Annotated in this window: 15 protein-coding genes and 1 pseudogene; 6 read left to right on the plus strand and 10 right to left on the minus strand. The window is 62.0% G+C overall.

Features of this window, described 5'->3' with window-relative positions:
- Nucleotides 1–218: 218 nt before the first annotated feature.
- The 6 genes and pseudogenes from K3180_RS12980 to glnE all read right to left on the minus strand — a co-directional run.
- Nucleotides 219–929 (minus strand): annotated as a pseudogene (locus K3180_RS12980) (type IIL restriction-modification enzyme MmeI); the annotation flags it as partial.
- Between the two features lie 428 nt (nt 930–1,357).
- A complete protein-coding gene (locus tag K3180_RS04585) occupies nt 1,358–2,905 on the minus strand; it encodes an acyl-CoA synthetase (RefSeq protein WP_221538497.1) in 1,548 nt (515 codons plus the stop codon).
- 153 nt (nt 2,906–3,058) lie between these two features.
- Nucleotides 3,059–3,742 (minus strand): M23 family metallopeptidase, encoded by a 684-nt coding sequence (locus K3180_RS04590; RefSeq protein WP_247710314.1) that lies wholly within the window; start codon nt 3,740–3,742, stop codon nt 3,059–3,061.
- A 142-nt stretch (nt 3,743–3,884) separates the two neighbouring features.
- Nucleotides 3,885–4,673 carry a ferritin-like domain-containing protein gene (locus tag K3180_RS04595; RefSeq protein WP_221538499.1) on the minus strand — a complete coding sequence of 263 codons (789 nt, stop codon included), beginning with the start codon at nt 4,671–4,673 and terminating at the stop codon, nt 3,885–3,887.
- Nucleotides 4,670–5,140 (minus strand): peroxiredoxin, encoded by a 471-nt coding sequence (locus K3180_RS04600; protein ID WP_221538500.1) that lies wholly within the window; start codon nt 5,138–5,140, stop codon nt 4,670–4,672. Before K3180_RS04600 ends, K3180_RS04595 begins: the two co-directional genes overlap by 4 nt.
- A complete protein-coding gene (gene glnE / locus K3180_RS04605; RefSeq protein WP_221538501.1) occupies nt 5,137–7,809 on the minus strand; it encodes a bifunctional [glutamate--ammonia ligase]-adenylyl-L-tyrosine phosphorylase/[glutamate--ammonia-ligase] adenylyltransferase in 2,673 nt (890 codons plus the stop codon). The genes K3180_RS04600 and glnE overlap by 4 nt, the downstream gene beginning before the upstream one ends.
- Before the next feature lie 107 nt (nt 7,810–7,916).
- Here glnE and K3180_RS04610 point away from each other — a divergent pair, with 107 nt between their 5' ends.
- On the plus strand, nt 7,917–9,623 hold the full coding sequence (locus tag K3180_RS04610; protein WP_221538502.1) for a M28 family metallopeptidase: 1,707 nt from the start codon (nt 7,917–7,919) through the stop codon (nt 9,621–9,623).
- A gap of 76 nt (nt 9,624–9,699) precedes the next feature.
- Here the strand turns inward: K3180_RS04610 and galU are convergent, their stop codons facing one another.
- Complete coding sequence (gene galU / locus K3180_RS04615) at nt 9,700–10,578, minus strand: UTP--glucose-1-phosphate uridylyltransferase GalU (RefSeq protein ID WP_221538503.1); 879 nt, start codon at nt 10,576–10,578, stop codon at nt 9,700–9,702.
- 127 nt (nt 10,579–10,705) lie between these two features.
- On the opposite strand from galU, the gene murA reads away from it, so the two are divergent.
- The gene (gene murA, locus K3180_RS04620) at nt 10,706–11,989 is read left to right on the plus strand and encodes a UDP-N-acetylglucosamine 1-carboxyvinyltransferase (protein WP_221538504.1); all 1,284 of its coding nucleotides are present in this window, start codon (nt 10,706–10,708) and stop codon (nt 11,987–11,989) included.
- Nucleotides 11,990–12,062: 73 nt separating this feature from the next.
- Nucleotides 12,063–12,287, plus strand: a complete 225-nt coding sequence (locus K3180_RS04625) for a hypothetical protein (RefSeq protein WP_221538505.1) — start codon at nt 12,063–12,065, stop codon at nt 12,285–12,287.
- A 16-nt stretch (nt 12,288–12,303) separates the two neighbouring features.
- On the opposite strand, the gene K3180_RS04630 is transcribed toward K3180_RS04625, so the two are convergent.
- The gene (locus K3180_RS04630; protein WP_221538506.1) at nt 12,304–12,585 is read right to left on the minus strand and encodes a ribbon-helix-helix domain-containing protein; all 282 of its coding nucleotides are present in this window, start codon (nt 12,583–12,585) and stop codon (nt 12,304–12,306) included.
- An 88-nt stretch (nt 12,586–12,673) separates the two neighbouring features.
- Between K3180_RS04630 and K3180_RS04635 the strand changes: the two genes are divergently transcribed.
- Both K3180_RS04635 and K3180_RS04640 read left to right on the plus strand, forming a co-directional pair.
- Nucleotides 12,674–13,381, plus strand: a complete 708-nt coding sequence (locus K3180_RS04635; protein WP_221538507.1) for a hypothetical protein — start codon at nt 12,674–12,676, stop codon at nt 13,379–13,381.
- A 100-nt stretch (nt 13,382–13,481) separates the two neighbouring features.
- Nucleotides 13,482–14,219, plus strand: a complete 738-nt coding sequence (locus K3180_RS04640; RefSeq protein WP_221538508.1) for a helix-turn-helix domain-containing protein — start codon at nt 13,482–13,484, stop codon at nt 14,217–14,219.
- A 44-nt stretch (nt 14,220–14,263) separates the two neighbouring features.
- On the opposite strand, the gene phbB is transcribed toward K3180_RS04640, so the two are convergent.
- Nucleotides 14,264–14,989, minus strand: a complete 726-nt coding sequence (phbB, locus tag K3180_RS04645; protein ID WP_221538509.1) for an acetoacetyl-CoA reductase — start codon at nt 14,987–14,989, stop codon at nt 14,264–14,266.
- 135 nt (nt 14,990–15,124) lie between these two features.
- A complete protein-coding gene (locus K3180_RS04650; RefSeq protein WP_247710315.1) occupies nt 15,125–15,841 on the minus strand; it encodes a hypothetical protein in 717 nt (238 codons plus the stop codon).
- 366 nt (nt 15,842–16,207) lie between these two features.
- On the opposite strand from K3180_RS04650, the gene K3180_RS04655 reads away from it, so the two are divergent.
- A complete protein-coding gene (locus tag K3180_RS04655) occupies nt 16,208–16,657 on the plus strand; it encodes a DUF3576 domain-containing protein (protein ID WP_221538511.1) in 450 nt (149 codons plus the stop codon).
- Nucleotides 16,658–16,682: the final 25 nt, after the last annotated feature.

The raw sequence follows: 16,682 nt of genomic DNA on the forward strand, positions 1-16,682 counted from the left end.
TAATGCGCGCCTTTGGCGCGCCGTTCTTTCGCGTCCATCACGCTCTGGAACAGGCTGCCGAAAATCGCCGGGCTGACCGCCGACCAGTCGTGGCGGCATGCGTCGAGCAAGTCTTCTCGCATCTTCGCGGTAAACACGGGGGTGCGCAGGTTTTCGCGGAAGAGTCTTCCGTTAACATAGGGAAACTGGTTGAGTTCGCCCGGAAGGTTGGACTGGCGCTTGTCCTCGGGCGTATCGAGCACCTCGAACAGTTCGTTGATGACCCGGCCAACATTGCTGCCGTCGGGCAGCGTGTCATGTTCGATGAGCTGGAGAAAGATGTCCTTGGGCTGGAAGATGCCGGTATCATCGGCGAACATACAGAATAGCAGCCGCACCAGATATCGCTCGAGATTATGGCCAGTATAGCCATTCTCTTCCAGCGCATCATGGATACGACCCATTAGTTCGGCAGCCTTGATGGTAACTGCCTCTTGTCGCTCGAAACTCACGCGACGCCCGAGCATGAAATCGAACGCCTGCACATGCTTGTGCAGGTCGGCCAGCCGGAACTTCAGCTCCCTGCCAGTCTCCAGATCCAGCAGGTTCCAGCTCTGGAAATCGCAGGTGAGAATCCAGCGGGGCTGCTCGGCAGGGTGGACGCCGTGCAGATAATCCAGCGCCTGACCCTGGGCGCGATCGAGCCTTAGTCCGGCACTTTTCTGCTCGACCAGGAGTGTGCGAGGCCAGAAAAGGTCGATGAAACCCTGCTTGTTCTCGAGCAGTTTGACGCGCTGCTCGTAAACCGCAACCGTGCGGCGCTTAATACCGAAGACCTCGAAGAAATCATTGTAGAAGCTCTGGGTTTCGCCCTTCTCATAATGAGCGTCCTGCCATTCCTCGCTAAAGGTCTTCGCCCGCCTCGCGATTTCATCCCACCCTAAACGCATTTGTAATTTCCCCTCGTCGCCCCCGTTCTAGCGCAGCGGAGTCGCGCCGCAAGTAGCGGTATTTCCTACTGGCGCACGGTCTGTCAGCTTGGCGGCAGCTCTTTCATCCCGTCGATCACCCGCATTCGCGCGCATCCTCCGGCCGGCTGCAAGCCGACATGCGCCCCTCGCAAAACGACACGCCGCCAGCGCAAGCCGACAGGCTGGCGGCATAAAGTGACGCCTTTCCTGCGCAAGCCGACGCGCATTTGCCGCAAGCTGACGCTTTTTGGACAAGCCGACAGGGTTTTGGCCCTGGACAGTGTAACACCCGGTCCATGTCTCAGGCTTCGCAGCGCGAGGCCGAACGCCGATCGCCGCGAATCAGGCGGGGAAGCAGAAGGTGGCCAGGCGGGGCGTCCGGGTTTCGGGCGTGCGCTCAGTCGCTGTCACGCCCGTTCCGTTTCGACCTCCGCCTTAGCCAGATATTCATCGCGCAGTTCGCGCTTGTAGAGCTTGCCGTTCGCTTCACGCGGCAATTCGGGCCGGAAGTCGAACAGCTTGGGCATCTTGATCTTGGCCAGCCTGGGCGCCAGGAAATCGCGCAGCTCCGCTTCCAGAGCGCCGCCCGCCTCGCCCATATCCTTGGGCTGGACCACGGCGACCACCTTTTCGCCGAAGTCCGGACAGGGCGCGCCGATTACCGCGGCATCCATCACCTTGTCATGCGTGACCAGCAGGTTCTCGATCTCCTGCGGATAGATGTTCACCCCGCCAGAGATGATCATGTGGCTCTTACGGTCGGTGAGGTAGAGATAGCCGTCCTCATCGACATGGCCGATATCGCCCAGCGTCATCCAGCCTTTCGGATGCATGGCCTCGGCAGTCTTTGCCGGATCGTTGTGATAGCTCGGGATCTGGTCGTTCTCGAAGAACAGCAGCCCATCCTGACCGGCGGGAAGTTCCTCGCCATCGGAGCCGCAGACATGGAGCTTCCCGTGGATGGCCTTGCCCACACTGCCGGGATGCTGGAGCCAGTCCTCCGCCTTGATCAGCGTCATGCCGATGCCTTCGGACCCGGCATAATATTCATTGATGATCGGGCCCCACCATTCGATCATCTCGCGCTTGATCGGCACCGGGCAGGGCGCGGCGGCATGAAGGGCGCGCTGGTGGCTGGACAGGTCGTAGCCCTCGCGTTCCTCGGGCTCGAGCTTGAGCATGCGGACGAAATGCGTCGGCACCCACTGGCTGTCGGTCACCTTGTATTTCTGGATCGTGTCGAGGGCGTGCTGGGGCTCGAACCTCTCCATCACCACGACCGTGCCCCCGAGGCGATGGGCGGTTGTGCACCAGCCCAGCGGGGCCGCGTGATAGAGCGGGGCGGGCGACAGATAGACCATGCTCCCGTCGGCTGGCATTCCCGCGCCCATGATCGCCAGGCCTACCAGCGGGTTGACCGCCTCGATATCGTCACTGTCCGGTGGTGCAGGGCGCACGCCCTTGGGCGCTCCGGTCGTTCCGGAAGAATAGAGCATATATTGCCCCGGCGCCTGGTCCGGAATCGGCTCTTCAGGCTGCAGGTCCAGCGCGGCCTCGTAATCTTCCGCGCCTTCGCCGCCGACGGTCAGCAATTCGATGCCGCCGCATTCCTCCCGGATCGTCTGCAGGACGTCGTCGAACTTCCGGCTGGTGACGAGCAGTTTCACACCGGCGTCTTTCAGGATGTAGCATATCTCGGGGGCGGTGAGGCGGGTGGATACCGGCACCATCATCGTGCCTGCACGCTGCGATCCCCAGACCAGCGGCAGGTAATGGATGTTGTTCTCCATCAGCACGCCGAAGTGGTCGCCGCGCCCAAGACCCCTGGCGCGCAGCAATTGCGCGAAGCGATTGGCATAGGCGTCCATCTCGCCATAGCTCATCGTCTCGCCACTCCCGGCCATAATGATGGCGGGGTGGCCGGGGCGTGATCTGGCGTGCGATATCGGATGCATCGGCGGTCCTCTCTCCTCCGGCGGTCCACTTGAACGGGACTCGTCCGGTTGCAGGAAGAAACCTAACCGACCAGCGCGTGCGGGCAAGAAAAAAGGCGGCCGGGTCGTCCCCGCCGCCTTTTTCCGCAGTCCCGAAGGGCTTTCCGCCCGGGATTATTCTTCGTCGTTACCGCCCTGGCCACCTTCGGCCATGGCCAGCGCAAAGGCCTGCTGCGCCTGCGATTCGACCATGTAGGGAACCGGGTTCACCGCCTGGCCGTCGATGCGGACTTCATAGTGGAGGTGCGGACCGGTCGAGCGCCCGGTCGAACCGACGTAGCCGATGACGTCACCCTTTTTGACGCGAGTGCCGGCAGCAACCGCAATGCGCGACATATGGGCATAGCGCGTCTGGATGCGGGCACCGTGTTCGATCGAAACGTAATTGCCGTAGCTGGAGAACGGTTCGGCCTTGGATACATAACCGTCCGCCGTCGCATAGATCGGCGTGCCGGTGGCGGCTGCAAGGTCGACGCCCTTGTGGCCCATGCGGCGTTTGAGCACCGGATGGGTACGCGTGCCGTAACCGCTGGTCATGCGTGCTTCCTGGAGCGGCATGCGTGAAGGAACCGAAACCTGGGGACGAATGGCAGCCACCGGCTGGCTGGGGTTTTCCCAACGGGCGAACAGTTCGGTGAACTGTTCATCACCGTCATCCGAACCCTGCACCGTTACCTTCGACATGTCGATGGCACCCACTGCGGCAGCGGCATTCGTGTCCGCCTGCGCCGGAGAAGCAGCGATGGTAAGACCTGCTGCAGCCATGGTGAAAGCCAGCGTGGTACGCTTGGTAATCATGCTAAACCCGTCCATCCGGCACGGTTTCCCGCGCCTTTTCGTCCCGGATCGAAAGAGGCGTCCCGGCCTTTTTCGATCTCTTTTCAACTCCGCCGGAACCCCCCGGCACCTCGTGAGTTTGGGTTTTGCTGGAAAAGGTTAATCAAGCAATACCTTCATAGAAGTCCCGCGATAAACCGGCTGCCGAACGCGCTGAGTCGTTGAATGGTGGCTTCAGCCTCCCCGAAAAATGTCTTTTGACCAGATTTCGCCATGATTTTGGTGGGTTCTCGCCGCGGGCTGCACAAATTGCACGGAAATGCTTGGCACCGAAGGCGACATGACGAATTTCATCGTCAAGGATTCGTTGGAGAATTTTCGCCCCGTTTTCATCTCCTTGCGCGCGAACACGTGTCAGGGTGGCGGGTGTGACATCCAGCCCCCGCGCCTCGAGCACCATCGGCACGATGGCCAGCCGCGCGGCAACATCATGGGCCGTGTCCCGCGCCGCGCTCCACAACCCGTCGTGCGCAGGCAACGCCCCATAGAAGGAGCCGAGCGAATCGAGCTTTCGTTCGAGAATCGCGAAGTGCATCGCCTCGTCTGCGGCGACGGAAAGAAAATCCGAAACAAAGGCCTGACCCATCGATTCACCGAACCGTCCGGCCATGTCGAGCGCGAGGTCGATGGCGACGAACTCGATGTGGGCGAGCGAATGCCACAGTGCGATGCGGCCCTTTTCCGAACCGCCCCGTCCGCGCCTTGGCATGTCGCGCGGCAAGCGCAGTTCGACCTGGGCCGGCCATGCAGGCCGATCCGGCATGGTGCAGTCGAAGGTGAAAGTCAGCCGCCCGAGCCGCCAGTCACGCGCCACCTTGCGGGCAGCGAAGACCTTTGCCGTCTTGTCGCCGGTCAGCAAGGCGTCACGGATGGCACGGGAGACCGAGGTCATACGGTGCGCACGGCCTCCAGTACCTCCTCGGCATGACCCTTCACGCGGACCTTGGGCCATATGCGCAGGATCTTGCCCTGTTCGTCCAGCAGGTAGGTCGAACGGATCATGCCCATATAGGTACGTCCGTAATTCTTCTTCTCGCCCCACACGCCGAGCCGGTCCGAGAGCCCGTCCACCTCTGCGTCGGTGGCGAGATCTACCGTGAGATCATGCTTGGCGATGAAGTTCCGGTGCTTCTTTGCAGAATCCTTGCTCACGCCCAGCAGCACGGCACCCGCCTTTTCGAACTCCGGTTTCAGTTCCGAAAAGTCTTTAGCCTCCGTCGTGCAGCCCGGTGTGTTATCTTTCGGATAGAAGAAGATGACTGCCTTCCTGCCAGCCAGGCCGGATTTGGTTATCGTTCCGCCATCGGGTGTTTCCATCTCGAAGTCGGGAAAGGCATCACCTTCTGCATAAGTAGTCATTGGTCCAGCTCCAGTGTCTCGTCGAATACCGATTGCCATGTGTCTGCAACTTGCCGTCTTGCCTCGCCGAAGTTGCGAAGCAGCGCGGCAAGATCCTCCGCCTCGCACAGCCGCGCGAGGATATTGGAGGGCGCTTCGCCCGGAACAGAGAGGCCGGGGGCAAGCAGTCGGGTACCCACCAGCAGCCGTGTCATCAAGTGGTGCGCGCCCGCGAGCCCCTGTAATTCCGGAAGATTGGAGAGAGCGTCTTCGAGACGCGGAGTGAGTCCCCGCCGGTCGCGAAGCTGGAAGAAGTGGACGAGGAATTCGAGATCGACCAGCCCGCCGCGCAGAAGCTTGGCATCCAGCGGGCCTTTTGCAGGCTTATGCGCTGCCATTTCTGCGCGCATCTTGAGCAGGTCGGCGCGCAATGCAACCTCATCCCGCTCGCGGCAGAGCACTTCTCCAAGAATGGCCTTCACCTTGCTTCTGGCTGCATCGCTTCCAGTCAGAACCCGGGCGCGGGTCAGCGCCATGTGCTCCCAGGTCCAGGCGTCTTCCAGCTGATACCGCTCGAAACTTTCGAGACTGACTGCCAGTGGGCCCTGGGCACCCTGCGGGCGGAGCCGGGTATCGACTTCGTAAAGCGCCCCCTCCGCGGTCGGGACGGAAAGCGCGGCGCTGACGCGCTGTGCAAGGCGATTGAAATAGAGCGTCGCGCCCAGCGGTCTCTCGCCATCGCTCTCCGCTTCGTGACTGCCTGTGAACAGATAGACGATATCGAGATCGGATTCATGGGTCAGTGCTCCGCCTCCGAGCCTTCCCAGGCCAAGCACCAGCAATTCGGACCCATCAATCCTGCCGTGCTTTCGCGTGAACTCTTCTACCGCTGCTTCCTGAGCGGTTTCGAGGGCGGCTTCCGCAACGCGCGACAGGGCTGCTGCTATATCGAGCGGATCGTGCGCGGCCTCGATCATTTGCACACCCAGCGCGAAGCGCGTTTCGCCAGTCACGATGCGGATGCGGTCGAGCCTGTCCTCGTATTTGTCTCCGCGTTCGCCTCTGCGCATGGCGGCGGCGAGATCTTCTCGGCTACCGGGCAGGTCGAGCGCGCTGCGATCAATCAGCGTATCCACCAGTTCGGGACGGCGCGCTATGGCATCGGCCAGCGGCGGAGCAAGGGTCAGGCAATCGGCCAGCAATTGCATGAGACCGGGGCGGGCTTCGAGCAGCCGGAAGAGGTTGATCGCGCTCCTCAACCTTTCGAGGAGACTTTCCCAGCGCGCTACCGCACGTTCCGGATCGTCCGAAGCGGCTAGCGAGGAAATCAGTGTGGGGCGGATAGCCTCGAAGGCTGATAGGGCGGCGGTGCTTCTAAGCGACGGATACCTGCCATCGGTCCAGCCGAGGACGCGCTCCTCCAGTACGGGGTCGAGCTTAGCCTTGGCTTCGCCGGCAGCAAGGTGGGGACTGTCGGCAGGAACCGAGATCCTGTCTTCCGCCAGCAAGGCATCGTATCGCTCGGCAACCGGTACGGTAAGGCTGGCGATATGTTCGAGCCACGCCGCTCCATCGGGAAATCCGTCCAGCCTGGCGACGTTATCCAATGCCTCGCCCGCGGGCAGCGTATGGGTCTGCTGGTCGGCCACCATCTGCAACCTGTGTTCGATCTGCCGGAGACCGTCGTAGCTTTCGCCCAAGGCGCGCGCGTCGTCTGCTCCGATGCGGCCGGTGGCGGCCAGCGCATCGAGCGCGGCCCGGGTGTGCTTGCGGCGGATCGAGGGGTCGCGCCCGCCATGAATAAGCTGGTGGGTCTGGGCGAAGAACTCGATTTCGCGAATGCCGCCGCGACCAAGCTTGACGTTGTACCCGGGCGCGGGCTCGCTTGGGCCCGACTGTTTGTCGCGGATCCGGTGGGTGAGGCGGCGCACTTCGTCGATGGCCCCGAAATCGAGGCTCCGCCGCCAGATGAAGGGCCGAATGTGATCGAGAAAGGCTTCGCCTGCCGCGACATCGCCTGCACAGGCGCGCGCGCGAATGAATGCGGCCCGTTCCCAGGCAAGCGCCGAACTTTCGTAATGCATGATCGCGGCGTCGAGCGGGATGGCCAGCGGGCTGACTTCCGAAGCCGGACGCAGGCGCAGATCGACGCGGAAGACATATCCCTCGCTGGTAACTTCCGACAGCATTCGCACCACTTCGCGCACATATCGCTGTGCCGCTTCGCCCGGCTCGTCTCGTTCGCGGCGCGGAAGGGTTACAGGATCGTAAAGCAGGATGGGGTCTATATCGGACGAGTAATTCAGTTCGCCTGCGCCATGCTTGCCCAGCGCAAGGCCGATCATGCCCTGCACCTCGGCACTTTCGACCCGCCGCGCGATAGCGGCCTCGATTGCCCTGTGCAGAGCGCGGTCGGCGAAGAGCGACAATTCCCGCATTACCTTTTCGAGCGGGAATTCGCCGGCGAGATCGCCGATCGCCAGCACCAGGGCCAGTGCGCGCTTCTCCCGGCGCAAGGCAAGGCCGGTATCTTCGATGCCCTCCCCTGCGGCCTTGGCCAAGGCAAGCGCTGCATCCCCCTCACCCTGATCGAGCAATTCTGCAAGGTCGGGATGCCGTTCCAGTCCTCGCGCCAGGAAGGGAGCGTAGCTCCGCGCGCGATCCAGTGCATGGTTCCAGTCGGCAGGCATCGTGGCCCGCTGTGCCGAAGCTCGCGGGACGGCGCAAGCTTGCGTCACCGGGCGGAGCAGTGCAACAAGCGCGTCACGGATAACGCAAACGAGAGGTTGCCCCCCAAATGATCCGCACGACACTGGTTGCAGCATCGGCGCTACTGCTTGCCGCCTGCAACGCTTCGCTCGAGGATGAGGCGAATACCGCCACAGGCCTCGACATACCCGATATCGCCAGCGGCGAAATCTCCGAAGAGACGATGAAAACTATAACCGAGCGTCTCTCCTCCGACGAATTCGAAGGACGCATGCCGGGAACGGCGGGCGAGGAGAAAACCGTCGCCTATCTGATCGAACAGTTCGAGAAGGCTGGGCTGGAACCGGGGAACAATGGCAGCTGGACCCAGAAGGTGCCGCTGGTCGAAATCACCGGTAGAGACTTCGCCCCGCTGACCATTTCCGGCGACGATGGCGAGCCGATGGAATTCGAATATGGCAGCGACTGGGTCGGCGTATCCTATCGCGAGGAAACCGAAACCGCGTTGGAAGACAGCGAGCTCGTGTTCGTCGGCTACGGCATCGACGCGCCCGAGAAGGACTGGAACGACTACGAAGGCGTGGACATGACCGGCAAGACCGCGGTCATCCTCGTCAACGATCCCGATTTCGGCACACAATCGCTTGATGGCCCCTTCGGCGGCAAGGCGATGACCTATTACGGCCGCTGGACCTACAAATACGAAGAAGCCGCGCGCAAGGGTGCGGCAGGCGCGATCATCATCCATGACACCGAACCGGCAAGCTACGGCTGGAACGTAGTCGAAAGCAGCTGGTCTGGTCCGCAGGCCTATGCCCAGCGCGGGGAGAATGCGCCGCCGCTGACGATGATGAACGGCTGGGTGCAGAACGAAGTCGCCCAGCAGATCTTCGAGGCTGCGGGCAAGGATTTCAGCAAGCTGGCAGCAGCGGCGAAAAAGAAGGACTTCAGGCCGGTACCGCTGGGCCTGACCGCCTCGACCAGTTTCTCGAATGATATCCGCACCTTCGAATCGCAGAATGTTATCGGCATTCTTCCGGGTACCGAGCGACCCGAGGAATACGTCATGCATACGGCGCACTGGGACCATCTCGGCCGCTGCACGCCGGCTCCCGACGGCGACGATATCTGCAACGGCGCGGTCGACAATGCGACCGGCACGGCCGCACTGGTTGCCCTGGCCGAAGCGCAGGCGAAGACCGGACCCACGGCTCGCAGCCTCGTTTTCCTCGCGGTGACGGCAGAGGAATCGGGCCTGCTCGGCGCAGACTACTATGCCGCCAACCCGGTTTTCCCGCTCGAGCAGACGGTTGGGGGGATCAACATGGATGCCTTCCTGATCGCCGGGCCGAGCAAGGACGTGACCGTGGTGGGACCGGGCAAATCGCAGCTCGACCAGTTTCTCGAAGCGGCGCTCGAGGCGGACGGGCGCGTTTCCACGCCCAACCCCAATCCGGAAGCGGGATACTATTACCGTTCCGACCACTTCGCCTTCGCCAAGCGCGGCGTACCGATGCTTTACGTCGATGGCGGCGAGGATCTCGTCGATGGCGGGACAGAGGCAGGTGCTGCGATCGCCAAGGACTATCGTGACAATCGGTATCACGGACCCAAGGATGAATATGATCCCGAGTGGGACTGGTCGGGCGTGATGGCGGACCTGCAGCTGTTCTACCGTCTCGGCCGGATGCTGGGCATGAGCACCAGTTGGCCCAACTGGAACGAAGGCGACGAGTTCAAGGCGACGCGTGACGAGACCTGCACCGCAGAAGGCGCCGCTTGCGGAACCGTCTGATCAGATAAAGTCTGACGCAAAAAGGGCCGGTTCGCATTCATGGCGAGCCGGCCCTTTTTGTGAGGCATAAGTCGCTCTATTTCGCCAGCAGCCTCTCGGCTATCGCGCGAACCTCCTCGCCCATGTCTTCCCGCTGGAGCGCAAGGGCAAGCGTCGCCTCGACGAAACCGGTCTTGCTGCCGCAATCGTAACGGCTTCCGGCAAACGTCACGGCGTGGAACGGCTGGTTCCCGATCATCTTCGCCATCGCATCGGTGAGCTGGATTTCGCCTCCCGCACCCTTGCCCTGGTTTTCCAGGGTGCGCATGACTTCGGGCTGGAGGATGTAACGACCGGAGATTATCTTGTTCGACGGGGCCTCGGCGACCGGCGGTTTCTCGACTAGCCCGGCGACCTCGGTAAGCGTATCCGAAACGCTCGCCCCCGGGGCGATGACCCCGTAGCTGGACACTTCCTTCTGCGGCACCTCGAGGACCGAGATGAGGTTCCCGCCGACTTCATTATAGGCTTCCACCATCTGCTTCATGCAGCCCGGTTCGCCCACCATCAGCTCGTCCGGCAAAAGGATTGCGAAAGGTTCGTCGCCCACGATCGCACGGGCGCACCATATGGCGTGGCCCAGCCCCAGCGGCACCTGCTGGCGTACCGTGATGATATCCCCCGGCGTCGCACGCGTGGGCTCGAGAACGCTCATGTCCTTTCCGCGCTCTTTCATCGTGGCCTCGAGTTCGAACGCCACGTCGAAATGCTCCACGATCGCCGTCTTGCCGCGACCGGTGACGAAGATGATCTGTTCGATTCCTGCCTCGCGAGCTTCGTCCACGGCATACTGGATCAGCGGGCGGTCCACGATGGGAAGCAGTTCCTTCGGGATCGCCTTGGTGGCTGGAAGGAAGCGCGTGCCGAGTCCCGCAACGGGAAAAACGGCTTTTTTGATTGGCTTCTGCTGGCTCATGGATAAGTGGGGTAGGTCCGGGGCTGGAACAGGTCAATCTCTGGTCGGTTGAGGGGACGATTGACGGGTATAGTGACAGGTGCATGACGCTTGCCACGAGGCCCGCGAGGATTAAAGGCAGGGGCCCATGGACAAACTCATCATACGCGGTGGAAACCGGCTTTCCGGCACCATTCCCATTTCAGGCGCAAAGAACGCGGCCCTCACGCTCATTCCCTGTGCCCTGCTGACCGAAGAAGCGGTGACGCTGCGCAATTTGCCGCGGCTCGCCGACATTGACGGTTTCCAGCATCTGATGACGCAATTCGGGGTGAGTCACACGATCCCCGGCAAGCGCCCTGAAGAATTCGGCAGCAATGTGACCCTGGCCGCAACGCGTATCACCAGCTCTGTCGCGCCCTATGATCTGGTGCGCAAGATGCGCGCCTCGATCCTCGTGCTCGGGCCCCTGTTAGCCCGTACCGGAGAGGCGACGGTTTCGCTGCCGGGTGGCTGCGCTATCGGAAATCGTCCGATCGACCTGCATCTGAAAGCGCTGGAGGCATTCGGCGCGCATATCGAGCTTGCACAGGGTTATGTGAAGGCGACTGCGCCCGATGGCGGCCTGCCGGGCGGCGAATTCGACTTCCCCGTTGTATCTGTAGGCGCGACCGAAAATGCCTTGATGGCGGCGGTCCTGTGCAATGGGACGAGCAAACTCATCAATGCCGCGCGCGAGCCAGAGATTGTCGATCTGTGCAACCTTCTCACAGCCATGGGCGCGGAAATCGAAGGTATCGGCTCATCCGAAATCACCATCCACGGTGTGCCCCGTCTTCACGGAGCCACTTACCGTGTGATGCCCGACCGGATCGAGGCCGGGTCCTATGCCTGCGCCGCTGCCATCACCGGCGGTGAGGTACGGCTGGAAGGAGCCGACGAGCACGACATGGGGTCGACTATCCACGCCTTGCGCAACATCGGCGTCGAAGTCGAAACCGACAAGCGCGGCATTACGGTCGCGGCCAACGGCAAGCTCAAGGCGCATAATCTCACCACCGCGCCCTTCCCCGGGCTCGCAACCGATATGCAGGCCCAGCTGATGAGCCTGCTATGCAAGGCCGAGGGCACCAGCGTCCTCCAGGAAACGATTTTCGAGAACCGCTTTATGCACGTGCCCGAACTGGCGCGCATGGGCGCCGAGATCGAGACCACCGGCCGCACCGCGATTGTGCGGGGGCCGGTCGAGCTGACCGGGGCGGAGGTCATGGCAACCGATCTGCGCGCCTCGATGAGCCTCGTCATTGCCGGACTGGCCGCCAAGGGCGAGACGACGGTTCGCCGCCTGTACCATCTCGATCGCGGTTACGAGCGGCTGGAAGAAAAGCTGCAGCTTGTCGGCGCGGATATCGAACGGGTTGGCGACGACTGAACCTCTGTGGTGGACCTTTCGTGCTGGCCGACCGTTGGTTGGTGTAAGTCACTTACTCGAAAGGGAAGTTATCATGATCTTCAAGCTCGCAGCACTCGGTGCCCTCGGCTATGCCGGCTACCGCTATTACGAAAAAAACCGCGTCGACAGAAATGGCGTCGCTTTTGCGGGTGGTGAACCGGAAGGCAATTTCCGCAATGCCGGATCGGAATCCACGGCTTCGCACGACAGGATGAGTTCAATCGACGAAGCGCTGGACGAGACCTATCCGGCAAGCGACGCGACCGCAAAATACTGATCAGACGGTTTCGACTTTATTCCGGAAGGGCGGCGGGAGCGATTCCGCCGCCCTTTTCGTATGAAGGCACCAGCTCATGCGTGACCAGCCAGAGCCGAATGGCTCCCGCAAGGCCCGGGGGAGTACTGCTGCGAATACGGTCGGCATCGATGCTGGCTACCAGCGTGTTGACCGCAATCCCGCGCCGCGCCGCCGCCTGGCGCAATAACTCCCAGAAATACGGCTCCAGGCTGACGGACGTACGATGCCCTTCGATACGGAGCGAGTATTTGACGGGCGGATGATAGGGAGTCGTCATTCGAACCTTCTGCCACGGGCGCACTTGCGATAAAACATGCAGTCGTCGATACCTTGTTCCTTACAAACGGCAGACTGCGCGGTTTAATGTGAGCGAAGACAAGGCAAAAGGCGGAAAGGATCGGGGCGCGCCGGGGCAGCCCGCGCTCCCGCCTGGCCCTCTACCTCCCCGGCCGGTAAGTTACACGGCCAAGGAACTTGCCGAGATGGAGCGCCGCGAAAGATTGAGCGGGTGGCTTATGCTGTTCTTCGGCGGTGCGGCAATCGCTACCGCCGCCCTTGCAATCTATATTTTCTCCGACGACATCGAACTAAATGACGAGTACGTGCGGCTTGATCCCGATGAACCGGTAAAGCAGGACGACACGCCTTTCATCTGGGGAGAGGCCGAGCCGGAGCCTGCGCAGGTCGACGAGAGCGAGAACACAGTCCCAATTCTGCAGGAACAGTCCGACCGACACCGAAACGAAAGCGAACTGCGGACCACCGAACAGACCTTCAATTTCCCCCCTCCACCCCGCGAAGATCCCGCCCCGGCATTCATGGGCCCCCCAGCAGGCTCGGTCGACCGCGAGACATCTCGGGCCTTGCGCAGCGGCAAAGCGCAGCTTTGGCGCGAGGATGGCGAACGTGGCTATGTACTGGTGAGCGGGATCGTTACCTACGGAACCCGTGAATGCCGCCAGGTCAGCTACTCGCGATTCGAGCAGGGCCTGCAGGCCACCTCCCCGGCGACCCAATGGTGTCGTCAAGGCAGGAGCGGAAAATGGCGTCCCGACTCGCGCGGACCCGAATAGCGCTAGGGAATGGGCGCCTACTAATTTTTCGGGGTAGCTGGCAGAAGGGGCTGTCGATATTCCTTTGCCCATTGTGGCAAGTTGCGCGACCATATCCCGGATGGACGGCCTCGAAGAACTCACGGACAAGGAGAAGGAAACGCTCCGTCTGATCGTTCGCGGGCACGATGCGAAATCGATGGCGAACGAGCTTTCGCTCTCGGTTCACACGATCAACGAGCGCCTCCGGATAGCTCGTCGCAAGCTTGGGGTCACCAGCAGTCGCGAGGCCGGCCGCATGCTCCTCGAAAGCGAGGGTACCGCACCTCAAAATCTTGCAGACAAAGAATTTGGGGCTGCTCGTCCCGCCGAATCCGGCGAAACGGGACAGAACGCGGCAAGCAAACCGGCTCGCCGCATCCTTGCAGGAGTTCTTGTCATGATGACCTTGTTTGCCGCCGGGCTTATTCTGACGTCACATTTCGCCCAACCACTACAGCAAACCGCGCCCATCGAAACGCCGGCGAGCGATGCTGCCGTCGTTGCGGCTGCGCGCGATTGGCTGGCATTGACCGATGTAGGCGACTGGCAGGCCAGCTTCGATGCGGCAGGCAAGGCCTTCCGCGACGTGAATACCGTGACGGGCTGGACGAGTGCCGCAGAGCAGGTACGCGCCCCGCTCGGCGCTCTTGTTTCACGCGATTTGCTCACGATCCGCTATCTCAACGCACCGCCATACGGTTATCAGGAAGTCGCCTTCGCGACGCGTTACGCAAACAGCAAGGACGAGATTATCGAGACCATCACCCTCCAACAGGAAGAGGGCGTGTGGAAGGTCGTCGGGATTATGGCTGACTGACGCTGGGCGGGCTTCCGGCACGCGCCGGGAGCCCGCCCCGAGCCTCAATACATATGCTGGCCGCCGTTGATGCTCATGGTCGAGCCGGTGACGAATTCGCCATGTTCCGACACCAGGAAGCTCACGCCGCGTGCGATCTCACTGGCCTTGCCGAGACGGCCCACGGGGATTTTGGCGACGATCTTCTCCAGCACGGGTTCGGGGACGGCGGCGACCATATCCGTATCGATATAGCCCGGTGCGATGGCGTTGACGGTGATGCCGAAGCGCGCGCCTTCCTGGGCGAGTGCCTTTGTAAACCCATGAATGCCGCTTTTCGCGGCGGCGTAATTGACCTGGCCGTATTGCCCTGCCTGGCCGTTGATCGAACCGATATTGACGATCCTGCCCCAACCGCGCTCCTTCATTCCGGCGAAAGTGGCCTTTGCCATGTTAAAGCAGCCGCCGAGATTGGTGCGCATCACCGCATCCCAATCCTCATAGCTCATCTTCAGGAGCGTGCCGTCGCGCGTGATCCCCGCATTATTGACCACGATTTCGATCGGGCCATGCTCCTGTTCGACTTTCTTGCAGGCATCCTGGACCGCGTCGAAATCGCCGACATCGAATTTGACGGTGGGGATGCCGGTCTCGTCGGTAAATTTCCTCGCCGCTTCCTCGTTCCCGGCGTAATTGGCGACGACCTTGCAATCGCGCTCGTCACGCAGCCTCTCGCAGATTGCGCGCCCGATGCCGCGCGTTCCACCGGTTACGATGGCAACACGTCCCATAAAATCTCTCCCTGGCCATTCCGTAGCGTTAGATAGTGTTCTACGCACGGGAACACGACAGCGTAAAGTCAAACCGCCTCCGATCGGCGGCGAACAATCGTATTTCTTCGAGGGAGAGTGCGCGTTCTGCGCGAATCAGAAGCGGATTTGGGTTCCGACGTAAACTGCCTGGTCGTCTTCCAGGCCGTCGGTGAGCGGTCCCAGGCGGTCGCGATCCTGCGATAGCCGGACACCGGCCGTCACGTCGAGATTGCGGCTCAGGCGGTACGAACCACCGAGGTCGACACGCTGGGTGCCCGCACCTTCGAGCGTCCGTGGCGCACTGCCGGTACGACCTTCCTGCTGCAGCGCAATTCGCGACTGGAAGCGGTCGGGCTTTCCATCATCTTTGCGGCTGTCGAACTTGGACAGATCGGGCATCGAAATGTCCTTCAGCCCTTCGGCGACAGCGGCAGCGGAAACGCTCCGCGTCGGCTGGGCGAAGCTCTGGTAACCGCGCGCGATACCCAGATTGTACCGAGTGGGTGCGACAGGCAATCCAGCCTGTTCGGAGCCGCCCAGGGTAAGCGATTCGAATCCGCCCCGACCGGAGAGGGTGCGGACGGCCGCTTCGTTCACGCGGACGGCGAAGTTGACCGTGCGGTCACGCTGCGGTGCCGGTTTGCTGGCGGGGGTGAAACGAAGAGCGTCTTCCCCGACGATCTCGGCCACTTTCTGGGCCAGTTCCGGATCCGCACCGGCTGGGGTGAAAGGGAGGAAATCGATCGAATTGGAGGCCGGGAGGTTTTCCGAAGACGTGACGGCGAAACCTGCTGCCGGAACAACCAGCGCAAGGCCTGCGACAGCAAGCATGGCCGGCGCTAACCGTCCCTTACTCCTGCTGATCTTCGCATTGCCCATCGAACGCCTCTATATCCCCAATCTCGCGGAGTTCGTACCTTAATAAGGCATTTCCCCCTTAACCGTTCCCGAACGACTCCGGAAACATCAGGAATGTAAGGCTTCGTCCCTGCCTTGACCAGCTTTTCCACAGGGCCGGGCCAATACGGGACAAGGGTGTTGCGCGAGTCACACAGGGGCGCCACACGATTAAGGGCGCATTCACGCGCGAGGGGCGTCTATGCCAACTCTCGCCGATGGTGGGGAAAGCCAATGCTTGCTCCCGTCCACGCAGTCTTTATAGAGCCGCAACGTTATTACCCGATCCGAGGACCGTTCATGACCGCACACCGTAGCTTCCGCCGTCCCGCCGCCATCGCCATCCTCGGCGTGGCCAGCATCGGCCTTGCGGCTTGCTCGAGCAGCGACCGTCCACGGGCCGATCTCGCTGCGGCACAGGTTTCGACCATCGGCGTGAATTCCTATCTCTGGCGCGCTGCGCTCGAAGCGGTCGGGTTCGCACCCCTGTTGCAGGCGGATTCGGCAGGCGGCGTCATCGTCACCGACTGGTACGCCAACCCCAGCAATCCGGGCGAGCGGGTCAAGATGACCGTTTCGATCCTCGATACGGACCTGCGCGCCGATGCCCTGCGCGTTGCCGCCAGCCGCCAGGTGAACCAGGCCGGAAGCTGGGTCGATGCCCCGGTTCAGGCCGCCACGGTCCAGAAGCTGGAAGACATCATCCTGACCAAGGCTCGCGAACTGCGCCGCCAGGCGATCGCCAACTAAGCAAGCGGGTTCCATTCGCGTCTGA

The sequence above is a fragment of the Qipengyuania huizhouensis genome (assembly GCF_019711635.1).
GTDB lineage: Bacteria > Pseudomonadota > Alphaproteobacteria > Sphingomonadales > Sphingomonadaceae > Qipengyuania > Qipengyuania huizhouensis.

Bases quoted from the DNA above. Each gene is read 5' to 3' on its own strand.
- K3180_RS04585 (WP_221538497.1), bottom strand. From the start codon at position 2,905: ATGCATCCGATATCGCACGCCAGATCACGCCCCGGCCACCCCGCCATC.
- K3180_RS04590 (WP_247710314.1), bottom strand. From the start codon at position 3,742: ATGATTACCAAGCGTACCACGCTGGCTTTCACCATGGCTGCAGCAGGT.
- K3180_RS04595 (WP_221538499.1), bottom strand. From the start codon at position 4,673: ATGACCTCGGTCTCCCGTGCCATCCGTGACGCCTTGCTGACCGGCGAC.
- K3180_RS04600 (WP_221538500.1), bottom strand. From the start codon at position 5,140: ATGACTACTTATGCAGAAGGTGATGCCTTTCCCGACTTCGAGATGGAA.
- glnE (WP_221538501.1), bottom strand. From the start codon at position 7,809: ATGCCTGCCGACTGGAACCATGCACTGGATCGCGCGCGGAGCTACGCT.
- K3180_RS04610 (WP_221538502.1), top strand. From the start codon at position 7,917: ATGATCCGCACGACACTGGTTGCAGCATCGGCGCTACTGCTTGCCGCC.
- galU (WP_221538503.1), bottom strand. From the start codon at position 10,578: ATGAGCCAGCAGAAGCCAATCAAAAAAGCCGTTTTTCCCGTTGCGGGA.
- murA (WP_221538504.1), top strand. From the start codon at position 10,706: ATGGACAAACTCATCATACGCGGTGGAAACCGGCTTTCCGGCACCATT.
- K3180_RS04625 (WP_221538505.1), top strand. From the start codon at position 12,063: ATGATCTTCAAGCTCGCAGCACTCGGTGCCCTCGGCTATGCCGGCTAC.
- K3180_RS04630 (WP_221538506.1), bottom strand. From the start codon at position 12,585: ATGACGACTCCCTATCATCCGCCCGTCAAATACTCGCTCCGTATCGAA.
- K3180_RS04640 (WP_221538508.1), top strand. From the start codon at position 13,482: ATGGACGGCCTCGAAGAACTCACGGACAAGGAGAAGGAAACGCTCCGT.
- phbB (WP_221538509.1), bottom strand. From the start codon at position 14,989: ATGGGACGTGTTGCCATCGTAACCGGTGGAACGCGCGGCATCGGGCGC.
- K3180_RS04650 (WP_247710315.1), bottom strand. From the start codon at position 15,841: ATGCTTGCTGTCGCAGGCCTTGCGCTGGTTGTTCCGGCAGCAGGTTTC.
- K3180_RS04655 (WP_221538511.1), top strand. From the start codon at position 16,208: ATGACCGCACACCGTAGCTTCCGCCGTCCCGCCGCCATCGCCATCCTC.